14 protein-coding genes and 7 pseudogenes are annotated in these 21,405 nt (G+C 59.6%); 8 read left to right on the top strand and 13 right to left on the bottom strand.

What is annotated here, in order from left to right; translation table 11 throughout:
- Window positions 1-163: 163 nt before the first annotated feature.
- From NKI19_RS31655 to NKI19_RS31645, 3 genes and pseudogenes are all read right to left on the bottom strand, one after another.
- A pseudogene (locus NKI19_RS31655) lies at window positions 164-521 on the bottom strand (DDE-type integrase/transposase/recombinase); the annotation flags it as partial.
- 380 nt (window positions 522-901) lie between these two features.
- Window positions 902-1,900 (bottom strand): ISNCY family transposase, encoded by a 999-nt coding sequence (locus tag NKI19_RS31650; protein ID WP_352567566.1) that lies wholly within the window; start codon window positions 1,898-1,900, stop codon window positions 902-904.
- Window positions 1,818-2,015, bottom strand: a complete 198-nt coding sequence (locus NKI19_RS31645; RefSeq protein ID WP_352567567.1) for a helix-turn-helix domain-containing protein — start codon at window positions 2,013-2,015, stop codon at window positions 1,818-1,820. Before NKI19_RS31645 ends, NKI19_RS31650 begins: the two co-directional genes overlap by 83 nt.
- Window positions 2,016-2,244: 229 nt before the next feature.
- Between NKI19_RS31645 and NKI19_RS31640 the strand changes: the two genes are divergently transcribed.
- Window positions 2,245-3,216, top strand: coding sequence for a helix-turn-helix transcriptional regulator (locus tag NKI19_RS31640; RefSeq protein ID WP_352567568.1), 972 nt, complete (start codon window positions 2,245-2,247; stop codon window positions 3,214-3,216).
- Window positions 3,217-3,576: 360 nt separating this feature from the next.
- Here NKI19_RS31640 and NKI19_RS31635 read toward each other — a convergent pair whose 3' ends face one another.
- From NKI19_RS31635 to NKI19_RS31605, 7 genes and pseudogenes are all read right to left on the bottom strand, one after another.
- The gene (locus tag NKI19_RS31635) at window positions 3,577-4,359 is read right to left on the bottom strand and encodes an enoyl-CoA hydratase-related protein (protein ID WP_352567569.1); all 783 of its coding nucleotides are present in this window, start codon (window positions 4,357-4,359) and stop codon (window positions 3,577-3,579) included.
- A 147-nt stretch (window positions 4,360-4,506) separates the two neighbouring features.
- Window positions 4,507-4,944, bottom strand: a pseudogene (locus NKI19_RS31630) (acetoacetate--CoA ligase); the annotation flags it as partial.
- 207 nt (window positions 4,945-5,151) lie between these two features.
- Window positions 5,152-5,949, bottom strand: a complete 798-nt coding sequence (locus NKI19_RS31625) for a crotonase/enoyl-CoA hydratase family protein (RefSeq protein ID WP_352567570.1) — start codon at window positions 5,947-5,949, stop codon at window positions 5,152-5,154.
- The gene (locus NKI19_RS31620; protein ID WP_352567571.1) at window positions 5,946-6,803 is read right to left on the bottom strand and encodes a hydroxymethylglutaryl-CoA lyase; all 858 of its coding nucleotides are present in this window, start codon (window positions 6,801-6,803) and stop codon (window positions 5,946-5,948) included. The genes NKI19_RS31625 and NKI19_RS31620 overlap by 4 nt, the downstream gene beginning before the upstream one ends.
- On the bottom strand, window positions 6,796-8,475 hold the full coding sequence (locus NKI19_RS31615) for an AMP-binding protein (protein ID WP_352567572.1): 1,680 nt from the start codon (window positions 8,473-8,475) through the stop codon (window positions 6,796-6,798). Before NKI19_RS31615 ends, NKI19_RS31620 begins: the two co-directional genes overlap by 8 nt.
- Window positions 8,475-10,478 carry an acetyl/propionyl/methylcrotonyl-CoA carboxylase subunit alpha gene (locus NKI19_RS31610; protein ID WP_352567573.1) on the bottom strand — a complete coding sequence of 668 codons (2,004 nt, stop codon included), beginning with the start codon at window positions 10,476-10,478 and terminating at the stop codon, window positions 8,475-8,477. Before NKI19_RS31610 ends, NKI19_RS31615 begins: the two co-directional genes overlap by 1 nt.
- A gap of 10 nt (window positions 10,479-10,488) precedes the next feature.
- Window positions 10,489-12,096, bottom strand: coding sequence for a carboxyl transferase domain-containing protein (locus NKI19_RS31605; RefSeq protein ID WP_352567574.1), 1,608 nt, complete (start codon window positions 12,094-12,096; stop codon window positions 10,489-10,491).
- Window positions 12,097-12,356: 260 nt separating this feature from the next.
- Between NKI19_RS31605 and NKI19_RS31600 the strand changes: the two genes are divergently transcribed.
- A complete protein-coding gene (locus NKI19_RS31600; RefSeq protein ID WP_352567575.1) occupies window positions 12,357-13,760 on the top strand; it encodes a sigma-54 interaction domain-containing protein in 1,404 nt (467 codons plus the stop codon).
- Window positions 13,761-14,051: 291 nt separating this feature from the next.
- Here the strand turns inward: NKI19_RS31600 and NKI19_RS31595 are convergent.
- Window positions 14,052-14,240: pseudogene (locus tag NKI19_RS31595) on the bottom strand (IS110 family transposase); the annotation flags it as partial.
- 9 nt (window positions 14,241-14,249) lie between these two features.
- Here NKI19_RS31595 and NKI19_RS31590 point away from each other — a divergent pair.
- From NKI19_RS31590 to NKI19_RS31565, 6 genes and pseudogenes are all read left to right on the top strand, one after another.
- A pseudogene (locus tag NKI19_RS31590) lies at window positions 14,250-14,702 on the top strand (IS21 family transposase); the annotation flags it as partial.
- Window positions 14,702-15,430 (top strand): IS21-like element helper ATPase IstB, encoded by a 729-nt coding sequence (istB, locus tag NKI19_RS31585; protein WP_352567576.1) that lies wholly within the window; start codon window positions 14,702-14,704, stop codon window positions 15,428-15,430. The pseudogene NKI19_RS31590 and the gene istB, both read left to right, overlap by 1 nt.
- 171 nt (window positions 15,431-15,601) lie before the next feature.
- Window positions 15,602-16,726, top strand: a pseudogene (locus NKI19_RS31580) (transposase); the annotation flags it as partial.
- A gap of 125 nt (window positions 16,727-16,851) precedes the next feature.
- Window positions 16,852-18,194 (top strand): annotated as a pseudogene (locus NKI19_RS31575) (IS1380 family transposase).
- A 153-nt stretch (window positions 18,195-18,347) separates the two neighbouring features.
- Window positions 18,348-18,658, top strand: a pseudogene (locus NKI19_RS31570) (transposase); the annotation flags it as partial.
- A 456-nt stretch (window positions 18,659-19,114) separates the two neighbouring features.
- Entirely contained in the window at window positions 19,115-19,876 is a 762-nt protein-coding gene (locus tag NKI19_RS31565) for a class I SAM-dependent methyltransferase (RefSeq protein WP_352567577.1), read from the top strand.
- Between the two features lie 462 nt (window positions 19,877-20,338).
- On the opposite strand, the gene NKI19_RS31560 is transcribed toward NKI19_RS31565, so the two are convergent.
- Both NKI19_RS31560 and NKI19_RS31555 read right to left on the bottom strand, forming a co-directional pair.
- Window positions 20,339-20,800, bottom strand: a complete 462-nt coding sequence (locus NKI19_RS31560; RefSeq protein ID WP_352567578.1) for a helix-turn-helix domain-containing protein — start codon at window positions 20,798-20,800, stop codon at window positions 20,339-20,341.
- Between the two features lie 178 nt (window positions 20,801-20,978).
- Window positions 20,979-21,254, bottom strand: coding sequence for a DUF5372 family protein (locus tag NKI19_RS31555; RefSeq protein ID WP_352567579.1), 276 nt, complete (start codon window positions 21,252-21,254; stop codon window positions 20,979-20,981).
- Between the last annotated feature and the right edge of the window lie 151 nt (window positions 21,255-21,405).

The following is a 21,405-nucleotide window of genomic DNA, read 5'->3' as shown; positions in this document are numbered from 1 at the left end:
TTTGGTCTCAGCGTGATCGCCTCAGCTTAAGCCAATCAAATCTAAAGACGTTCTGTGGCGGTTATGCTCGCAAGATTTTTGTTATTGGCAGACCGTGACATCGGGTTTTGTTGCAACGGCTGAATAGGGGCGCAGAGAGGCCCGATGCGAAGGTCAATAAGACGGCGAGGATTTCGAACTGCTCGGCCAGGGTTTGATTCGGATTGAAGGCGTACTCGCTTGCGCATCATGTGGATCATTTCGATGCCGGAAAGGATGGTGGTGGCGGTGGCCATCGATTTGAAGCCGAGCATCGGCAGGACTCGGCGCTTGATGCGCCGATGGTCCTGCTCGATCCGATTGTTCAAATACTGGCTCCGGCGGATGCTGATCGGCTTCAACCGGCGCCGGGCGCGATCCTGCAAGCGATTTGTAGTGTCGCAGGAAACGATCGCCTCGTGGTTGGTCTGGCTCCCGCGGATGACGACGCGATCGGGTCGGCCATGACGCTCCATTCCGGCCCCGAATGGACGTCGCTGAGCCGCCTGCAGGAGCGGACGCCACAAACCCAATTGGTGTCAAGCGGGGTGAGTCCAGCTTTGGCGATGCTGAGCTAGCTGATTTTTCGCCGCGGGGGGGGTGATTGATCAGCGTCGCCAATACGGAGTTTGACGCCTCGGCAAGTGCGAGCGCAGTCACCCACAGGGGCCGGCCGCCCAGAGTATGCCCCACTCCTTGTCAGAGATATGGAATCGAACGAGCGTTGTCGGAAGCAGCCGTTGGAGCTAGCTCTTTCAGCGACCGCTGGATGTCGATAGCGAATTAAGTTGTCCGGTTTAGGTAGCACACGAGTTGTCCGCTGCTTCTGGTTTTGTTCTGCTGGCCGCCGAGCGGGTTCAAGCGGCTTTTCGTGTCTGTACGGCTATTCCATTGTGGTCGTAGCGGCCCAGACAGCGAGGCCCGTGGAAGATTGCATAGGCGCCGTCATGATAGCGGCGCACCTTGACTGTCGCCTTGACGAAATGGGGCGCAGCGGGCTTTCGGGAATTTGCAGCTTCAGCCGATTGAACGAGACATAATTGTCGTTGCCGACCTGGCGCTCCTCCTGAATGCACCGGATCTCGCCCAGATCGACGCCGGGAATGGCGACGAAGGCTGAGCCTTCCTGTTCGGGCTTGACGGCGAAGCGCTTGTTGTGGGCCGGAATATAAACGTCGCGCAGAAAGCTGTTGGCCTCCTCTATGGTGGCGATCCCGGCCAACGCCAGCTCTTTCGTCAGCCGGTCTTGCAAGGTTTGGAAAACCCGCTCCGAACGACCGCGTGCCTGCGGCGAATAGGCCGCGATATGCTCGACGCCAAGGTGAGCCAACGCGCGACCGACCTGGGTCAGGTTTGTCCTGTCGATTTTTCCACCAGCCTGCGGCGTATAGAAATAGTGGCTGCCTCGATCCGTATAGAGGCTCAACGCCAGACCATGGCCGCCAAACACCTCCTCCAAAGCCCGAAACGTCGAAGCCGTCCCTTCTTCCTCGGTCAGAAAGCCCGAATAGATGGTGTTCGTCGCATCGTCCATCGTGACGATGAGGTCGAGCGCCGGTTGGCCGCCGAGCCAGATGTGGCGCGAGCCATCCTGATGCAGCATCATCCCCGGCAAGGGTCGGCGCGGCCGCTTGCGCCGGTGTGCTCCACGCCGGGATGCCTTGGTCAAAAGGCCTTTCGAATGCAGGAACGCCTTCGTCCAGGTGTAACTCCAGCTGAACCGATGATCGCGCACCAGAAGTTCGTGGAAATGCTTGGCCGTGAACCCGCTGTAGCGCGTCCGGTAGAGTGTCTCGACCTCAAACTCCCGGTCCAGCGGAACCCGTTTGCCAGACGCCTTCAAGACGCCGGTCCAATAAGCCGGCCTCCCCAGCCTCTTCATACCGGCAGCACCAGCGCCGGAAGGTTCGCTCGCTCAGACCCAGCAACTGCGCAGCCTCCATCTGGTTGAACTCCAAAGCCTCATAGCGGCTCAATACGTCTCGGAACTTGATCATTCGCACACCTTGATTGGCTTCCGACCGGCGCATCCTGACCCCGTTTAAAAGGTCAAGACTTACCGGACAGATCGTGTGCTACCTAAACCGGACATATCGTGTGCTACCGACATTCAGCGACCGCTGGATTGACGCTCTTGATGGTTAGCCGTATACTAAATGGAGTTCTTCCTATAGTCCGTGTCCTGATCAGCCTTAGCTGCGCTGATTAGACGTAATGAGGACCGCGTTGACAAGCACCGATGAATTGGTCCGCCGCCTAAATCAGGGGAGCCGATTTCGCATCCAGCATAATGACAGAGGCGACACCCCTAATGTCTATCGCGTCCTGCCTCCACCAGAGAACGGCTCAGGACAGATCGACGCTTATTTTGACTATCAAAACCCCTGCCTGACAATTCGGAAGGTCCAGGCAAGGGAGGAGTTCTTCGACGACGAGCCGGGCCTCGGGCGTCTGGTGTTTCTACTCCACCTGTCTGGGTCGCGGCGGATCGAGCTTGGCTACGCGCACCAGTATGAGTTGTCCAGGCCGACGCTCGCCGTGTTTTACCAGCCGATAGGACTTGACAAGCGAAGCGTTTGGAAACGCGGAGCCAACGAATTGTCATTGTCCGTCGGCATTTGGCCAGAGCGGTTGACGGAGCTGTTTGGCTTTTATCCAATTTGCTTGCCGAGCTTCTCGGACCTTGGCGGCGACAAGGGTGAGGCGTTCTGGTATTCTCGTCCGCTTCCCTATTCACTTATGTCCGCGGCCGAGCAAGTACTTCATCCTGGCATTCATCCATTGCTCTCCAGGAGCTATCTTTCGGCCAAATCCCAGGAACTACTTTGCCTTGGCCTGAACACACTGCTATCCGACGGCGAGTTTCTCTCCCGTACCGACCTAGCTGCGTGTCGCGTCGAACACGTCAAGACGATTGTAGACGCAAGCCTCAAGAACCCGCCGCCGCTGTCGGAGCTTGCGACGGCGTTAGGCGTATCCGCTGAGGATCTGTCGGAAGACATTCGGAGCGAAATGGGCGTTAGCTATGTTCAATACATTACCGAGCGGAGAATGAAGCGGGCGATGATGATGCTGGAGGGGCGCGGAATGCCTCTCAAGCAGGTCGCCTACGAGATTGGATACGCTCACACCTCCAACTTCTGCACCGCCTTCAAGCGCCGTTTTGGAGCTACGCCAAAGGACACCCGCGAGCGGTAAGCACCGAATCGTCCTAGATTCATCGCTATGGCGCTGATAGTATAGCGCGATGAGACAGAGCGCCTGGACGAAGCTGTCAACGACCAATATCTGGAGAGCCGTCTTGTCGGGTTGGTCATGCGCACTGCGGACGGGAATCTGCTGACCATGGTGGGAAGCCATCTAGTTCCGGCAAGAAGCTGCTCGGCGGATTCGTCCATTGTCTGCTTTTTCAAACCCAATAGCTTTTCCGCTGCATTTTCGCTGGTAGCCGCCAGGATCGCTTCGGACCGAAGCGGAGCGGCATCAGCAATCAAATGTCGGGATCGGTACCATTCCAGCTGATGAAGCTGACGGCACCAATTGGCTCAATCGGTCGCCTTAGTTTCCGCGCCAAATGGGGCTTCGTTTCTCGGAAAACGCAATCGCGCCTTCGGCGGCGTCCCTGGATGCAATCATGTCACGCAAGACCTTGTCGTTTAGTGCCCAAAGGTCTTGCTGATTGCGCCGCGCGGCCTTGGCCAACGTCAAGCCGTTCTGAATTGAAAGTGGTGCGTTTCGACCAATCGCCTGGGCCAAGATCATCGCAGCCTCGATCAGATTAGACTCAGTTGTCATGCGATTGACGAGGCCCAGCCCCAGCGCTCGTTTCGCGTCAAAAATTTCGCCCGTGAGCAAGATTTCGTTGGCAATCGCGGGTGGCAGTATCTCGCCCAGTCGGATTGCCCCTCCACCGCCTGCCACGAGCCCCCGTTTTGCTTCCGGAAGACCGAACAAACAGCCTTCAGCAGATACAACCAGATCGCAGGCCAACATGAGCTCAAACCCACCCGCGACAGCCGCGCCGTGCACGGCGGCAATGAGTGGCTTCGTTCGCTGCCTGCTGACGAAGCCGCCAAAGCGACCTTCGCCGAAAAGAATTTGTTCCGCTTGCCCATTGACGAACGCCCGCAAATCCATGCCGGAACAAAAGACAGGGCCATTTCCGCGCAGGACACCGACCGCGAGTCCGGCATCGCTTTCAAGTTGGTTTACCGCGCCGCGCAAAAGCTGACAAGTATTTGCGTCGACCGCATTACGTCGATCCGGCCTGTTCAATGAAATTACCGCAACATTTCCACGTGCTTCGAACAGAACGGGCTCGCTGCTTGGCATATCATCCATCTCTTACCTCATTGGCTTTTCTTATTTGCGCGAAACTCCACCGAGGTGCCGCTCGGCGCTGAAAATCGGTTCGCCCTGCCGCGGAGCGGCGAAGGCGATCAACCATGTTGCGAGTACGCAAGTTTCTGAACACGTCCAGAGACTCGGGAGTGCGTCCTTGTTGCTGACTGGGCGCCCATGGACGACATCAAGCACGGCCAGCTCGGCGATCTTGCCGGATCTTGTGCGTGGAATGTCTGCCACCGCAACGATCTTCGATCGTACGTGGCGCGGGCTGCAGCCGGCTCGAATCTTGGCCCCTATCCGCGTTTCAAGGGTTTCGGTAAGCACGTTGGAAGCAAGTCGCACGATCAGCACAACGCGCACGTCGTCGTCAAAGGTCTGGCCGATGCAGAGCCCCTCGGATAGTTCCGGCATGTGTTCAACCTGGTTGTGGATTTCGGCCGTACCGATGCGCGCACCTCCCGGGTTCAGCGTTGCGTCGAAGCGACGTGGATGATCAAGCCGCCGCGGACACTCCATTCGGCTACACCAGACATTCTTGAAACGGTCGAAACAGGTTGTGCGGCACTTTTGGCCCTCCGGAAACCGCACGCGCCTTCTTGGCAAAAGCGCTAAGTGGTTCGGAGGTGTCGGTTTCCATAACGGCCGTTCGACTTGCATACGGCTCTCGTGGAGGTGTTCGACAACCCTGGCGTCTTGTGCGGAATGTCGGTCTCTAACTTGCACAGGTCTGTCCAGGTTATGGGTAGGCCGCGCAGTGCCTCGTTGCTGGCCCGTCTGCTTCTCGGCTCAGGTCGTACCAATCGCCCAAGGGGCGGGGCGCCTTGTCAGGAAAGCCTCGATGCCGAGCATGGCCTCACGGGCCTCCCAGATGTCGGCAAGACGGCGGATTGTGTCGTCGATGACGCTGTCATCAATGGGCGGTCCCAACGTTCGCGCCAGAGCCTTTGCAGCAGCCACGGCACCCGGTGCGGCAGAAAGGTACGGGATCACCTCGGATTCCACTGCGGCATCGAGCTCGGACGGCGGCACGACCCTTGTGGTGAGCCCGATCGCCGTGGCCTCTTGTGCTCCAAATACTCGCCCCGACATGAAAAAACGCCTGGCCATGCCCTCGCCCAAGCGAGCGATGACATACGGTCCAATTGTTGCGGGGATCAAGCCCAGACGGGTCTCGGTCAGTCCGAATTTGGCCCCGTCATCCGAAACGACGACGTCGCAAACACAAAGCAAACCCACGCCGCCGCCGAATGCTCCGCCTTGGACTCGCCCGATCAGCGGCACCGGCAAAGTGTTCAGGGCATGGAGCATCCGAGCCAGAGTGCGCGCCTCTCGCATCCGCGTCTCACGATCTGCAGCAATCTGGGCCTTCATCCACTCCAGATCGCCCCCGGCGCAAAATACGTTGCCTGCCCCGGAAAGGATCACCGAGCGGACATCGGGTGTGTCAGCCAGCCTTCGACAGAAATCGGTAATCTCCGCAATCATCTCACCAGACATCGCGTTTCGCTTGTCGGGTCTGTTCAAGTCGAGACGAACGACGTTGCGTTCGTCCCGAGTGACGGAAATAGTAGAATAGGTGCTCATGCTACCTCCCGCAGTGATCGAGCGAAGCGCGCTGCCTCTCGCAGTTGGATGGCATCGACGTCTGTTTCAAAGCCTCGTTCCGTAAGCCGCTGCAACACGGCCTCGGTCGCAACATTGCCCTTTGCTCCAGGAGCGAATGGACACCCACCGATGCCGCCTACGGCCGCATCGAAGGTCCTCACACCGTAATCCAAACAGACGTCGACGTTGTCCAGTGCACGGCCGTTGGTATCGTGGAAATGCCCTGCGAGCATGCTCGGCGCCGTTTCGGCGAGAACCGCCTGAAGCATCCGGTCGACGGTCTCCGGTTGTCCTGCGCCGATCGTATCGCCTAAGCTGATTTGATAGCATCCAAGTTCGAGAAGCCCTTCCACGACACCGGCGACACGGGAGGGCGAGACCGGGCCCTCAAAAGGACAGTCAGTGACGCATGACACATAGCCGCGGACTGGCACCTTTGCGTCTTGCGCGGCCTGAATGACAGGGTGGAATCGGACAAGGCTCTCGCCGATGGAGCAGTTTATGTTTCTCCGGCTGAAACTCTCCGACGCCGACGCAAATACTGCGATCTCATCGGCGCCGGCTGAAAGAGCCGCATCAACGCCTTGCCTGTTGGGTACAAGTGCCGCGTAGATGACCCCAGTCCTGCGCTCGATACCCGTCAATACGTCCATGGCATCGGCCATCTGTGGAACCCATTTCGGGTTTACGAAACTTGTCACCTCGATCTTGCGAAGCCCGGCTTGGGAGAGAAGATCGACTAGTCTTATCTTGTCGGCGGTTGAAACAAGCCGCGGCTCGTTCTGCAGACCGTCGCGCGGTCCGACCTCGAAGATCAGCGCTCGCTCACCCATTGATCTTTGCCCTCTCGTTCGCTGCCTCATCCTCGGCCATCTTGCGCAGACTTCGGCGGATTATCTTGCCGGTTGTAGTCATCGGCATCTCGTCAATGAACCGAACCACACGCGGATATTCATGTGCCGCAAGGCGAGATTTGACGAAATTTGCCACTTCTTCGGCGAGCGCGTCGGAGGGAGCGTACCCGTCCTTGAGCACCACATATGCCGCCACGATGGCACCGCGAAGCGCATCGGGTTTTCCAACCACGCCTGCAAGACGCACGGCACGGTGGGCGAGCAGGCAGTCTTCAATTTCTGCCGGCCCGATCCGGTAGCCGGCCGAGCCGATCACATCGTCGTCGCGTCCCAGAAAGCGAAGCCGTCCTTTCCGATCGCGAATGCCGCGATCACCAGTCAGAAGCCATTTTCCATCAGGACCTTCGACAAATTTTTCGCGCGTGGCGTCCGCGTTGTTCCAATAGCCGATGAACATCACCGGGTCTGGCGCAAGGACCGCTATGGCACCCTCGGTCTCATCCGGTTGCCGGATACCTGAGATGGAATCGACCACGTCCACAACGTGACCCGGTACCGGGCGGCCCATCGTGCCCGGCAAGGGAGCCTCGATGGCCGCGCAGGAGGAGACCACCATGTTGCATTCTGTCTGGCCATAGAACTCATTGATTGTGACGCCGAAGGCCTCTCTGCCCCAATCGATGAGCTGTTCGCCCAGCGTCTCGCCGCCGCTCGCCACCGAACGAAGCCGAACGCCAAGCCTTTCGGCACCTGGGAGGAGCTTCATCATTTTCAGGGCGGTGGGCGGTAGAAAGGCGTTGCGGATCTGGAAGGTCTTGATGAGATCAAAGGCTGCTTCGGGGGTGAACTTGGCGAACCGGCATGCCACAACGGCGATGCCATGATGAAGCGCGGGCATCAGAACGTCGAGCAGACCACCGATCCAGGCCCAGTCCGCCGGCGTCCAGAACCGATCTCCATCATGCGGTAGGAAATCGTGGCTGATCTCAACGCCGGGCAAGTGTCCGAGCAACACCCTGTGAGCATGAAGAGCGCCCTTGGGATTGCCGGTGGTACCGGAGGTATAGATCAGGATTGCCGGATCGTCGGCCAGTGTCCGCACCGGCGTGAAGACGTCGGACGCGGCGTCAGATATGCCAGAAAAGCTCTCGGCCGGGCCGAGAGCGCCGTCGACGCAGACGATCAATTCCAGTGCCGGCAGCTGGTCGAGCAACGGCTTGAGTTTTTCAACTCCGGAAGCATCGGTCACCACCGCCTTCGCACCGGAATCTGCAAGGCGGTGCAAGAGAGCGTCCGGACCAAACAATGTGAAGAGGGGGATCGAGACGCAGCCCATCTTCGCCAATGCGATATGGGCCACCGCCGTTTCGATGCGCTGTGGCAGGAGAACGCCCACCCGATCGCCGATTTCCTTGAGCCGACCAACGCCACGTACCGAAAGTGCGTTGGCCAGTCGATTCGACATCGTTTTCAGATCTGCGAAACTGTACCTGCGGCTTGCCCCTCCGGGTTCGACGTCGATCACTGCCAATCGAGCAGGCTCCAGATCCACCCATCGATCGCATACGTCAACGCCAATGTTATAATACTCAGGAATTTGCCACTGAAACGAGCTTCGTACCTGATCAAATGTTTTCCCGTGCTCAAGCATTACTTTTCCTCCGGCTCAAGCTTGAGAAGAACGGCGCCATCCTGGACCTGTTCGCCGGATGACACGAGGACCTCGGCCACAACACCGTCTCTCGGCGCTGGCAAAGTCTGCTCCATTTTCATGGCCTCCATGACGATGAGCGGGTCGCCTCTTGCAACAATGTCGCCGGACTTGACCGCCACTTTGGTGACGACTCCAGGCATCAGGGCGACGATTGCGTCGCCGCCCGTCGGGTCATCGTCAGATGATAGCAGCCGGTCAGGCAAATTGAAGCGAACGGTCCTGCCGTCCTGAAAGATCAGAACGTCCTTGTCAGAACGGGAGAACGCAAAGCGAGTGCGCCCGCCTCCGGTGTCGGCAAGATAGGTTTCTTGCCCGGATTGGCGGATCAGTATCACCAGAGCCTCGGTCCCACCCTCAACGCGATACTTTCCAGGGCCGAGAATGGTAATGTTTCGCGCGAAGATCTTCCCGTCGCGTTCAACTTCCGTGAACAGATGGGTCGGCTGCCACTGGCTCCATCCTGGCAGGCGCTCCCAGGGATCATCACCCAGCCGTATGCCAATCAGCCCGAAGCCGACGAGGCCTGCCAACGCGACGCAAAGCTCGGAGGTCTCGGCCGCGCTTGTCAGGTCATCGAGATGTCGGGCGATGACTCCGGTGTCCACGGCCCCGGCGCGAAAGACCTCGTGATCGACAAGCTTCGAGAGGAACTCGACGTTGGTTGTCGCGCCAGAGATCCAGCAATTCGCGAGTGCGGTCGACAGCAAGCGCAGTGCCGCGCTTCTATCCGGCCCGTGGGCAATGATCTTTGCGACCATTGGGTCGTAGAAGGGCGTGATAGTGTCGCCTTGGCGTACACCGCTATCGACGCGCACTGGGCCCCGGTCGAATTGCGTGGACGGCGGAAACGATAAGTACTCAAGGCGGCCCGTTGCAGGCAGGAAGCCTTTGTCGACATCCTCGGCGTAAAGCCGGGCTTCGACCGCCCAGCCATTGATCTTGAGATCCTGCTGGGCAAACGGCAGCGGTTCGCCAGATGCCACGGCCAGCTGCAGGGCTACAAAATCGAGGCCGGTTATGGCTTCCGAAACCGGATGCTCCACTTGCAGCCGGGTGTTCATTTCCATGAACCAGAAGCCGTCCTCGCGCAGGCCCCGCGAGCCGTCGGCGATGAACTCGACCGTTCCGGCACCGCGATAGCCAATCGCTCTCGCGACCTCCACCGCAGCGCGCCCCATGGCGGCGCGTACCGCCTCTGTCATTCCCGGCGCGGGAGCTTCCTCGATCACCTTTTGATGTCGCCGCTGCAACGAGCAGTCGCGCTCGAACAGGTGGACGACGTTGCCATGGGCGTCGGCAAACACCTGAATTTCGACATGGCGCGGCTTGGCGACGTACTTCTCGATCAGGCAGTTCGGATCGCCAAAGCTTGCGGCGGCTTCACGCTGAGCACTGCTCAACGACGTATGGAAATCGTCGGGATGCTCGACAAGGCGCATGCCTTTGCCGCCACCACCGGCGCGGGCCTTGATCAGGATCGGATAGCCGATCGCCTGCGCCTGCGCGGCCAGGAAATCAGGGGCCTGTTCGCCGCCATGATAACCGGGAACGATCGGAACGCCGGCTTCGGCCATGAGTTGCTTGGCGGCGTCTTTCAATCCCATGGCACGAATTGCGGACGGCGGCGGTCCGATGAAAACGATACCGGCGGCTTCGACCGCCTCCACGAACTCGGGATTCTCGGACAAGAATCCGTAACCGGGATGGATGGCTTCCGCGCCCCTCGCGACAGCAGCCTCGACAATGCGATCGGCCCGCAAATAGCTTTCCGAGACCGGCGCAGGCCCCAGACGGACCGCCTCATCCCCCATTGCCACATGTTTCGCGTCGGCGTCCGCATCCGAGTAGACAACGACAGTCGATATTCCCAGCTTTCGACAGGAAGTAATGACCCGGCAGGCAATCTCGCCGCGATTGGCTATGAGGATTTTTCTGAACATCAGGCCGCCCTCACATCCGGAATACGCCAAACCGCGTTGGCTCAATCGGCGCGTTCATTGCGGCCGAAAGGCTAAGCGCGAGCACATCGCGGGACTTGCGCGGATCGATTATGCCGTCGTCCCAAAGTCTGGCTGAAGCGTAAAGTGGATGGCTTTGCGTCTCGAACATGCTGATCGTCGGCTGCTTGAATGCCGCTTCCTGCTCAGCGCTCCAGCTTTGCCCGGACCGTTCGATTGCATCTCGACGCACCGTTGCAAGCACTCCCGCGGCCTGTTCACCGCCCATGACCGCTATACGGCTGTTGGGCCAGGTCCAAAGGAAACGCGGCGAATAGGCGCGGCCGCACATTCCGTAGTTGCCAGCGCCAAACGAGGCCCCCACCAGCAAGGTTATCTTGGGGACGGACGTCGTGGCCACTGCCGTCACGAGCTTGGCGCCATCTTTTGCGATGCCACCGGTCTCGTACCTCCGTCCGACCATGAAACCGGTGATGTTTTGCAGAAAGATAAGTGGTATGTTGCGCTGGGAGCAAAGCTCGACAAAGTGAGCCCCCTTGACGGCGGCTTCGGAAAAGAGGACGCCGTTGTTGGCAATGATGCCGATAGGAATCCCCATGACATGGGCGAACCCGCATACCAAAGTGGGCCCGTAGCGGGACTTGAATTCATCGAGAAAGGATCTGTCTACCAGCCGGGCTATGACCTCCCGAATGTCGTAAGGTGTCTTCGGGTCGGCTGGGACCACGCCCGGGATTTCATCCGGATCGTACTTCGGGTCTTCGGGCGCAATAAGTGCCACGGGCGCGGTCTTGGTTCGATTGAGATTCGCGATCGCTCTCCGTGCGAGGGTAATGGCATGCGCATCATCGCGTGCCAAATAGTCGGCGACACCGGACAAGCGGGTGTGGACATCACCGCCGCCGAGATCTTCCGCCGTAACAACTTCGCCGGTCGCCGCCTTCACGAGCGGTGGGCCGGCCAGAAAGATTGTGCCCTGACTGGCGACGATGATGCTGACATCCGACATGGCTGGCACATATGCACCGCCGGCCGTGCAGGAGCCCATCACCACGGCGATCTGCGGAATACCGCGCGCGGACATGTTCGCCTGGTTGTAGAAAATGCGACCGAAGTGATCCTGGTCTGGAAAAACTTCATCCTGGTTGGGCAGGTTCGCGCCGCCCGAATCCACCAGATACATGCAAGGCAGTTGGTTCTGGGAAGCGATCGTCTGAGCCCGTAGATGCTTTTTCACTGTGAGAGGGTAGTATGTGCCGCCTTTGACGGTGGCATCATTGCATACGATCATCGTTTCCATCCCACACACACGTCCGATTCCGGTGATCAGCCCGGCGCAGGGCGAAGCACCATCATAGAGCCCATGCGCTGCGAAGGCGCCGATCTCCAGGAATGGCGATCCCGGATCCAGCAATCGTGCCACGCGATCCCTGGGAAGGATCTTTCCCCGCAAAGCATGACGCTCCCGCGCTGCAGCGCCGCCGCCGGCTGCCGCCAGTTCCGCGGCTGCCGCAATCGGCGCAAGCAGGGCATGGTGGGCTCGCGCATTGTCTTTGAATGCTTGTGAAGTCGCGGCAATTTGCGACCTGATCACGGCCATTTCTTTTTATCCTCCCTCGTTGTCCGAATTCGTAACCCGGCAGGTCCTGATCGAGACGCCTCCAAACTGACAAGCACGTTTCTTGCCAATTGACCTTAAGAGGACAATTACATATTCGATTCAATTACTTAGTTGAAAATCAACTCCGCGCCGATCTGCTCTTGCAGGGTTGCGAATCCAAAATTTGGATCGACTCATCAGAAAATGCCTGCAAATATTGGATTATTCCTTTTGTCCAATTTCTAGAATCTGGACCAGCGATGACTCAATTTGACGTTCACGAGCTTCGTCGTCGCGCGGGCAACTCGTTTTTCGAGATTTTCGAGGAACTCGCCGAAGGGGCGCTTGCAACAGACAAGAACGCGCGAATCGTGTGGATCAACCGGAAGTACCAACGGTTCCTCAATATACCGGACGAAGAGGATTTGATCGGCTGCTATATCGCGGACGTGATTCCGACAAGCCAGATCCCCTACGTTCTCGACACCGGTCGCCCGATCCTGCTGGACATCATGGAGTATGATCAGCGTTGGTGTATTGTTTCGCGTTTTCCTCTGTTTGATGACGCTGGCGAGATCATCGGAGCCTTCGGATTTGTCCTTTACGACAACATCGATGACGTCCTACCGCTCTTTCAAAAAGTGCGGCGTCTGCGTTCGGCGTTGGCCAAGGCGGAATCGAGTCTGAAATCAGAACGGCGCGCGCGCTACTCATTCGGGCAGTTCATAGGGACCACGCCTGGCGCGCTCGAAGTCAAACGCAAGGCACGGGCAGCGGCGAGGGGGGCACTCGCAGTGGTGCTGACTGGGGAAACGGGGACTGGCAAGGAGATTCTCGCTCAGTCGATACACGCGGGTTCCGACCGCGCCGCGGCCAGCTTTGTTGCCATCAACGTCGCTGCGGTTCCGGAGTCTCTGCTGGAAGCAGAGTTCTTCGGAGCGGCGCCCGGCGCCTATACAGGACTTGGCAAGGGCGGGCGGATTGGAAAGATGCAGCTTGCCGACGGCGGCACATTGTTTCTTGATGAAGTTGCGGACATGCCGCTCAATCTTCAAACGAAGTTGTTGCGCGTTCTTCAGGAACGAGAAATTGAACCACTGGGCGGTAATACCATCAAAAAGGTCGATCTCAGGCTGATATGCGCAACTAGTCAAGATCTGGAGCAGCTCGTGCGCGAGGGAAAGTTCCGGGCCGACCTCTACTATCGCATCGCTACCTACTCGATCCACGTACCGCCACTGCGCGAGCGCCTTGACGACCTGGGCGCGATAGCTGAATCAATCGTCGAGGAAATTGCCCACCGTGATGGCTGGGGAAGCATCAACATCAGTGCCGAAGGGCTGGAGTATCTGACGCGCCATAGTTGGCCCGGCAATGTCCGGGAGCTGAGAAATTGCCTCGAACGTGCCGTAGTTGAAAGCGGTGGGGCAGACCTTGAACTTGCACAGCTGAAGGCCGCTCTTCCCCGGCCGACCATCATCGAGCGTTTGGTCAGCACCGGAGAAAATGATCTTCCACCCCTCGCATCCGCCGTGGCCACGCTTGAATCGACGTTGATGCGGCGGGCGCTCGCTTTGTCGGAAAACGACAAGACCATCGCGGCAAATTTGTTAAGAATGCCCAGATCGACCTTTTATCACAAGATGAAAGAGCACAACCTCTAGTCTCTCATGTTCCCTGTCAAGCTTGAGGCAAGAGGAGATCGGCTGTTTGGCAGGTTCTGCGAAGCAGTCGGACCGGCTGAAGCTGCACAGGGCTGGGGGTGGAGCTCAGAGACGACGGTTGATCAGACTCTCATCCGCGGGTTGGATACCGCCTTCCGTGTCTTCGTCTCGGGGCTGTCCTTGGTCTAAAGGGCGGGCGTCGGGCGCATCGGCTCGGCCACATGACTAGCGACGGGAGTTCCCCACCGTGGCCCCACCCCCAACGCTGTGCAGCGGGTTGGGTCGAGACCGCTACGACGGTGCGACCTCCCTGCCGATGGCCCACAGGAAGGCGGCCACCTCACGCGCGATCGCAGCCACGACCACCGGCGGCTTCTTGCCGCTGGCACTGAGGCGACGATAGCGGGCGCAGAGCCGCACCTGCGCCTTCCAGGCGATGTCGCGCACAGCCTTCGGCAGCCCCTCGAGGCGGACCCTCAGGGCCTCGCAGCCGATCGGATCGTCATCCGCCAGGATGGCGTGAACGTCGCCGAGCATTCACGCTGCTTCGGCCGCAACGAGACGGTCTACGATCCCTGGCACTACGTTCCGGTGCTGGCCCGCAAGCCCGGCGCGCTGCGCAACGGTGCGCCGTTCCACGGCTGGACGCTGCCCTCGGCGATGGAGCGGATACGGCGCAAATTGAAGCCGGCCCATGACGGCGATCGGCAGATGGTGGCGATCCTGACCGCGGTTCTCAGCGACGGCATCGACGTGGTGGTGGCGGCCTGCCAGGAAGCGCTCGACCAGAACGTCTGCTCGGCGGCCGTCATCCTCAACATCCTGGCCCGCCGGCGCGATCCGGCGCCGGCAATCACCATCCTCACCCCGGACGCACTCCGCCTGCAGCACGAGCCGCAGGCCGACTGCGCCCGCTACGACAGCCTAAGGAGGGCAAGCTGATGGAACGCACCCAGGTTCTCGACTTGATAGGAACGCTGAAGCTCTATGGCATGCGAAGCGCCTATGACGAGGTCATGGCGACCGCCATCAAGCGCCAGCACGAACCGCCACGGATCGTCGGCGACCTGCTCTCGGCCGACATCTCCGAGAAGCAGGCCCGCTCGATCAAATACCAGCTCACCGTCGCCAAGCTGCCGCTGGCCAAGGATATCGAGGAGTTCGACTTCGACGGAACTCCGGTCAACGAGGCGCTGATCCGCGATCTCGCGAATGGCACCTTCGTTGCCGACCAGCGCAATGCCGTGCTGATCGCCGGCACCGGGACCGGCAAATCGCATCTCGCTATCGGCATCGCCCGTGCTCTTATCCGCAACGGTTCTCGGGGCCGCTACTTCAACGTCGTCGATCTGGTCAATCGGCTCGAGACCGAACACCGCGGCGGCAAACAGGGCCGCATCGCCGACTATCTCACCCGGCTCGACTTCGTCGTGCTCGATGAACTCGGCTATCTACCCTTCGCCCAGGCCGGGGGACAGTTGCTGTTCCACCTGATCAGCCGGCTCTACGAACGCATCTCGATCATCGTCACCACCAACCTGGCCTTCGGCGAATGGCCGTCCGCCTTCGGCGACGCCAAGATGACCACCGCGCTGCTCGACCGGCTCACCCATCACTGCGAGATCATCGAGACCGGCAATGAGTCCTGGCGCTTCAAGAACCGCGCCTGATCGACACGGCAAAGCCGATCCGCGCTCCCCCCTGGGCTGCGCAACCCCGACCAGCTTCGCCCGGCGAGCGCTGCTCGTCGCGCCAAGGCAGGGGGTCAAAATTGGGGTCAGACTCAATCTCGCTGCATGTGAAGGCTGAAGTCGCGATTTTTCCGAGGGGGAATCAGCGCGATGGAACGGAGATCTGGGTCGACGAAACTGGCACCGGCGGGCTTCGTCGTCGAGCATGCGGAGATCGACACGGATTGCGTATTTCTTGACGTGCGGGCTACGGCGCTTTCGGCAACGTGCCCGTGCTGCGGGACCAGTTCACTCCGGACCCAGAGCCGATATCTGCGGCAAGCCGCCGATTTGCCGATCGCCGGTCGGCGGGTTTTCCTGCGGGTGACGGTTCGCCGTTTCTGGTGCGACGCCGTTCTTTGCCGCCGCCGCATTTTTGCCGGACCGTTTGGCCCCGATATTCTGGCTCCGTTGTCGCGAAGGACCGGACGTCTTGAGACGATCGTTCATCACTTGGGGCTCGCGCTTGGCGGCAGGCCGGCTGCGGCCTTTGCGCGGTCAGCGATACGGAACGATTGTCTGCGATCTCGAACGTCGCAGGCCAGTGACATTGCTGCCTGATCGCGAGCAGGCGACATCGCAGGCATGGCTCATGGGCCATCCGTCCATCACGACCGTCGCGCGTGGCCGAGGTGGTGGATATAGCGAGGCGATCGCCAAGGCGTTGCCGCATGCCGATCAGGTGGCCGACCGCTGGCACCTGATGGAAAACGCCAGCCGAGCCTTTCTCGACGCCGTTAGCAAATCCATGCGGCAAATCCGAAGGGCCGTCGGTAGCACAATCATAGATCCGAGGCTTCTCACCTATGCCGAACGACTACAGTATGAGGGATATCAGCGCCGGCAGGAAACCAACGAGGCCATTCTGGAATTGTCGAAACAGGGCATTCCGATCAAGCAGATCGTCAAGCGGACCGGGCATAGTCGCAAGCTCGTCCGTAGCGTCCTGCGCGGCCAGCGTTGCGATGTGTTCCGCGTCCGACAAAGCTCGCTCGAGGAATGGCTCCCCTGGCTGGACAGCCGTTGGGGAAAGGCGCGCGCAATGCATCGGCGCTCTGGCGCGAAATGCGCGAGAAGGGCTTCCGCGGCCAGATCGGCGTTGTCTCTGAATGGGCGCGGCGCCGACGGCTGGCCGAAAAGACCGATCAAAGCGCGCTTGCCCGCACGCCCTCGGCGCGAACCATCGCCAGGCTCATGACGCTGGCGCGCGACGACCTGTCCAAATCCGACGCCCTGCTAGCCCGTCTCATGCATGACGGCGTGTTGGAGCGGCTGGCGGATGTAGCTTAAGTGGTCGATTTGGCGTAGGATTCTGTTGCTGAAGCCAACCCTTCCACCAGATCTCGCGAGCCACACCCGCCATGACCGACGATATGTTGCCGCCGTTGTGTTTTCCAGCCGTCGGACGCAAGAAGATCATAGCTGCGTTTGATGGCGGACGCATCACATCGGATGGCGGCGTCATGCTTCTGGCCGCCGCCGAGCGGCGTTTGCGACTGGCCGACCGGCTTGCGGCTGCGATCCACGATCCGCGTCACCGGCAGCGGGTGAGGCACGCCATGGCCGACATTCTGCGCGCCCGCATCTTTGCGATCGCGTGCGGCTACGAGGATGGCAACGATCTCGACCGGCTGCGCACAGACCCGGCCTTCAAGCTCGCCTGCGGACGGTTGCCCGACAGCGCGCTCGACCTGTGCTCGCAGCCGACATGCTCGCGCCTGGAGAACCTGCCCGACCTCAAGACCGTCATCCGGCTCGGCGATGTGCTGGTCGACCTGTGGCTGTCGAGCTATGCCGCGCCGCCCAAGATGGTGACGCTCGACATCGACGATACGCTCGATGTCGTTCACGGCCATCAGCAGCTGTCGCTCTTCAACGCCCACTACGACGAGCGCTGCTTCCTGCCGATCCATGTCTATGACGCCGCGACAGGACGCCCGGTCGCCATGATCCTCCGCCCCGGCAAGACGCCGACGGGCAAGGAGATCCGCGGCCATCTGCGCCGTCTCGTGCGGCGCATCCGCGCCCGCTGGCCGACCACCCGTATCCTGGTGCGCGGCGATGGCCATTACGGCCGGGCGCAAGTCATGGCATGGTGCGAGGACAACGGCATCGACTATATCTTCGGACTGCCCGGCAACACGGTTCTCCAGCGGCTCGTCGACGAGAGCGCCGACGACGTCCGCACCCGCCGCGCGCTCGAGCGCAAGCCTGTGCTGCGCGGCTATGCCGAGACCCGCTACAAGGCGAAGTCCTGGAAGCTTGAGCGTCGCGTCTGCGCCCGCATCGAGGCGACTGCGATGGGCCTCGACATCCGCTTCGTCGGCACCAATCTCGACAGCGGCTCGGCCGAGCACCTCTACGACGTGATCTACTGCGCCCGCGGCCAGGCCGAAAACCTGATCAAGATGCACAAGAGCCAACTCGCCTCCGACCGCACCAGCTGCCGTTCGCCGATCCCCAACCAGGTCCGCCCCGTCCTGCACACCGCCGCATACTGGCTGATGATCACCCTGCGCGACGCGGTGCCCGCATCCCATCATCTGTGCAAGCCGAGTTCGCCACGTTGCGGCTCAGGCTCCTCAAGCTCGTCGCCCGCGTCATCGAAACCGTCTCGCGCGTCCGCCTGGCCTTCGCCGCCGCCTGTCCCGAGGCCAGCCTGTTCCGGACGCTCGCCAGCAATCTGCAGCCGGCTGGACCATGACCGCCGGGGCAGCAGCCCCGTCGAACCAGGCAGCGTCCACCTCCAGCGCGTACACAAGTCCAGACACAGCCGCGGTGAAAAAGACGCCGCGCTGCCACCCGTCCGCCACTCAGCGCCAAACAAACCCAGATGCGTCATGAATAAGACGGGCTAGTCGCGGCAATCGAGAGCAATGTGCCTGACCTGACCATCGCGCGAACGTTGATCGACGACTTTCAGACGATGATCCGATCAAACGCGGTTGCCAAACTGGACGCTTGGCTCGAGGGTGCGAAGGCAAGCCTCGTTGGCTCCTTTGCGAACGGGGTCGAAAAGGACATCGCCGCAGTCCGCAACGCCATTGTCTCTCCGTGGTCGAATGGCCAGACCGAAGGCCAGATCACCAAGCTCAAACTCATCAAGCGGCAAATGTATGGCCGCGCCAAGATTGATCTCTCCAGGCGCGCCTCATCGGTGCAACTTAGGCTGTGGTCGCAGCGGGAATGCGTCAGAGCCGATCGAAGACCCCCAGTCGCAGCCATCGTGCGGGTCCTTGATCGACGCGTAGATGTAAGTGGGGCTTGGTATGTTGTGGCGGTCCGCCAGCGAAAGGTTTTCCCCGACCCCTATGTAGTAGGATCGCGCCGCATACCCGACGGCCCAAGCGGTGCAGGAGCCTTGGCGAAGCTGATTGCCTGCGACGGGGAACCGGGCTGAAAGGTCGACGGACTCGGGCAAGAAAGCCCTAGCGAATACAATCCACCAGTCGAGCTGCGCGTGCCCTACGGTCCGCGAAACGCCGGTAGTTTGAGAGTTCATTGACTGTTACTCGATATTCAAAGACTTATAACATAAATTTGCATAATGTTAACTTTCAAAACGCTTCACGTCTGCACATAATCATCGCACGCCCAACGCAGATAGCACGATCGGAGAGTTACGTGAGAAACGAAACAATTGGCCCTATCACCTCGACGGAGCTTAACGAATATTTTGGCGATGACTATTTGTATTTTAGCCATGTCGTCAATCCGCCCGAAAAGAGCAACAGAGAAGCGGTGGTTATTTGGGATCTTCTTTCGCTTGGACAAGGCAGCTCAGTTCTTGAACTCGGATGCGGTTATGGGCGGATTTCTAACCTATTAGCCAAAAAAGGAGCGCAGGTAACCGGACTAGACGCCTCGCCGATCCTCTTAGAAAAGGCGAAAGCGGATGCTTCCGAACTGTTGGTAGATGTTGAGTATGTTCCCGGTGATATGTGCTCGCTTCCGTGGCAAGATCGCTTTGACGCGGCTTATCTTTGGTACACAACGTTTGGTTATTTCGATGAAGCCGATAACGAGAAGGTTCTTCATGAGGCTGCTTCTTCGCTTCGAAAGGGCGGCCGCCTGCTCATCGATCAGCTCAATCGCTTCGCTTTGCTACGCGACAAGTCACCTACTTACGAGTTCGTGCAGCACAATGGCGATGTAAGAATCGATATCATAAGCTATGACGCTTTAACTGACCGCAGAAACTCTGAAAGGATTGTTGTCCGCAACGGGTGCGTCAGGCGAACGCGTTTTTCCGTCAGACACTATGGATTTTCTGAATATGTTCGCATGTTACGCGGCGCGGGGTTTGAGACTGTTGAAGCCTATGGGCAGGAAGGGGGAGAGTTCACACCGTATGGCCCCCGCCTGGTGGTTGTCGCGTACAAGTAAATTGGCATTGATCACCTTAGAGCATCGGGCATTCAAGTAAGTCCACGCGGCGGCTGTGAAGTAGTCGACCTGAAGAACGCGCATTTCGGCACCGGCTTTGATGGCGAGCCCCGTTTCAGAGGCTATTCTCGTTGAGTTGTTAAGACGCACCTATCAGTGGGGGCCGGATAGCCGGGTATTGCAGTTCGCTTCTTGCCGAATTGATGCATCGCTGTTTGATTTCATGCTGTGCCTTAACTTTTTTGCTTATAACCGAACTTGACCGCAGGGGGTGGCTAGACCTATATCACTTTGTTTGTACGCGATCCTGAACCGATCTTCCGATTCCTCTGTTTTTGAGCGAGTCTATGAGCAGTCTTCTACAAAGTTCATACAGCAGTTCTCCGCTCACGTTCCTTGGCGACTCGTACTGGTCCGTCATCGCTGACGACAGGATCGAACATGCCGACGAGACGGCACCGTTCACCTGCCGCTTTTTTTTAATACCCGCTCGATCGTCCTTGGATGCAACTCGATATCGAGTTCGCGGCGGAGCAGCTTCGCCAGCTCCCGAGCGCGAACGGGTTCGCCCGGGACCAGCCGCGTCTGCAGGAATGCCAGGACCTCGCCGTCGACCTTGTGCGGACCGCGGGGGCCCGGCTTTGCCGGCACCAGGCCAGCTATTCCGGCGGTGTCGAAGTTCGTCTTGGCCTGGTAGTAGGTCGGTCTCGAAACGCCGTACTCGTCGGAGGCGTCCGTCACCGACACCTGGTCGACGGAGACGCGCCGTAGCATCTCGTACTTGACCTGCACAGCATCGCACGTATCGAAGAACTCGCTGGCCCGGAACTTCGGATCGCGCACCTTGTCCGGGGTTGGATTGAAGGTGCCTTCTTCGATGAGGGCATCCGTCTTTGACCGCTGGCTGTCGTGCTTTGCGGACATCGCTCGCTCCAACCGCGCGAATCAGCATTAACGTAATAATAATTACGCCGCTAACTGTTTCCACGTCAAGCCTATCAATGTTGCTGTTACGCGCTGCATCGGCCGTATTATAAAGAAAGTCACCCATAAAAGTTCCTCTTGCGGCGCAATCTGCTTTACATGTGCGGTATAATTGTCCTTACAGATTGTCTCGCGATCCCGTCGTCGGTTTGCCGGAAAGGCGAGCCACAAGATCGGCCAGCTCCATCAGATCGCAGGCCCGCAGCAGAGCCCGCCCGTTCCCCATGACGACTTCCGGATCAGGGCTCACGAGGTCAGTCCATTGCGGAGGAACAGACCAGATAGTGTTGTCGTCGGTTTGCAGTAAAACGCGTTCGCCCTGGCGGTTGTAGCGCCGGCCGACGCAGGGCAACTGCAGTGCGAACAAGGGGTGAAACGGATGCGTAACCCGCACTAGCAGGCTTCTCTGATTGGGGTCGGTGAGGTCAAGCGTTTCCTGTCTTTTTTCCGGACCATGTCGCCCCGCGGGTCACTCGCTTCTCTTCGCGGTCGGCGCGGAGCCGCCGCATGATGGGGTCAGGAGAGCGAGGCGTCTCAATCTGTTG

The sequence above is a fragment of the Mesorhizobium sp. M0751 genome (assembly GCF_040320265.1).
GTDB lineage: Bacteria > Pseudomonadota > Alphaproteobacteria > Rhizobiales > Rhizobiaceae > Mesorhizobium.
The sequence above is the reverse complement of the archived record's forward strand: the minus strand, read 5'-3'. Positions and strand labels throughout refer to the sequence as shown.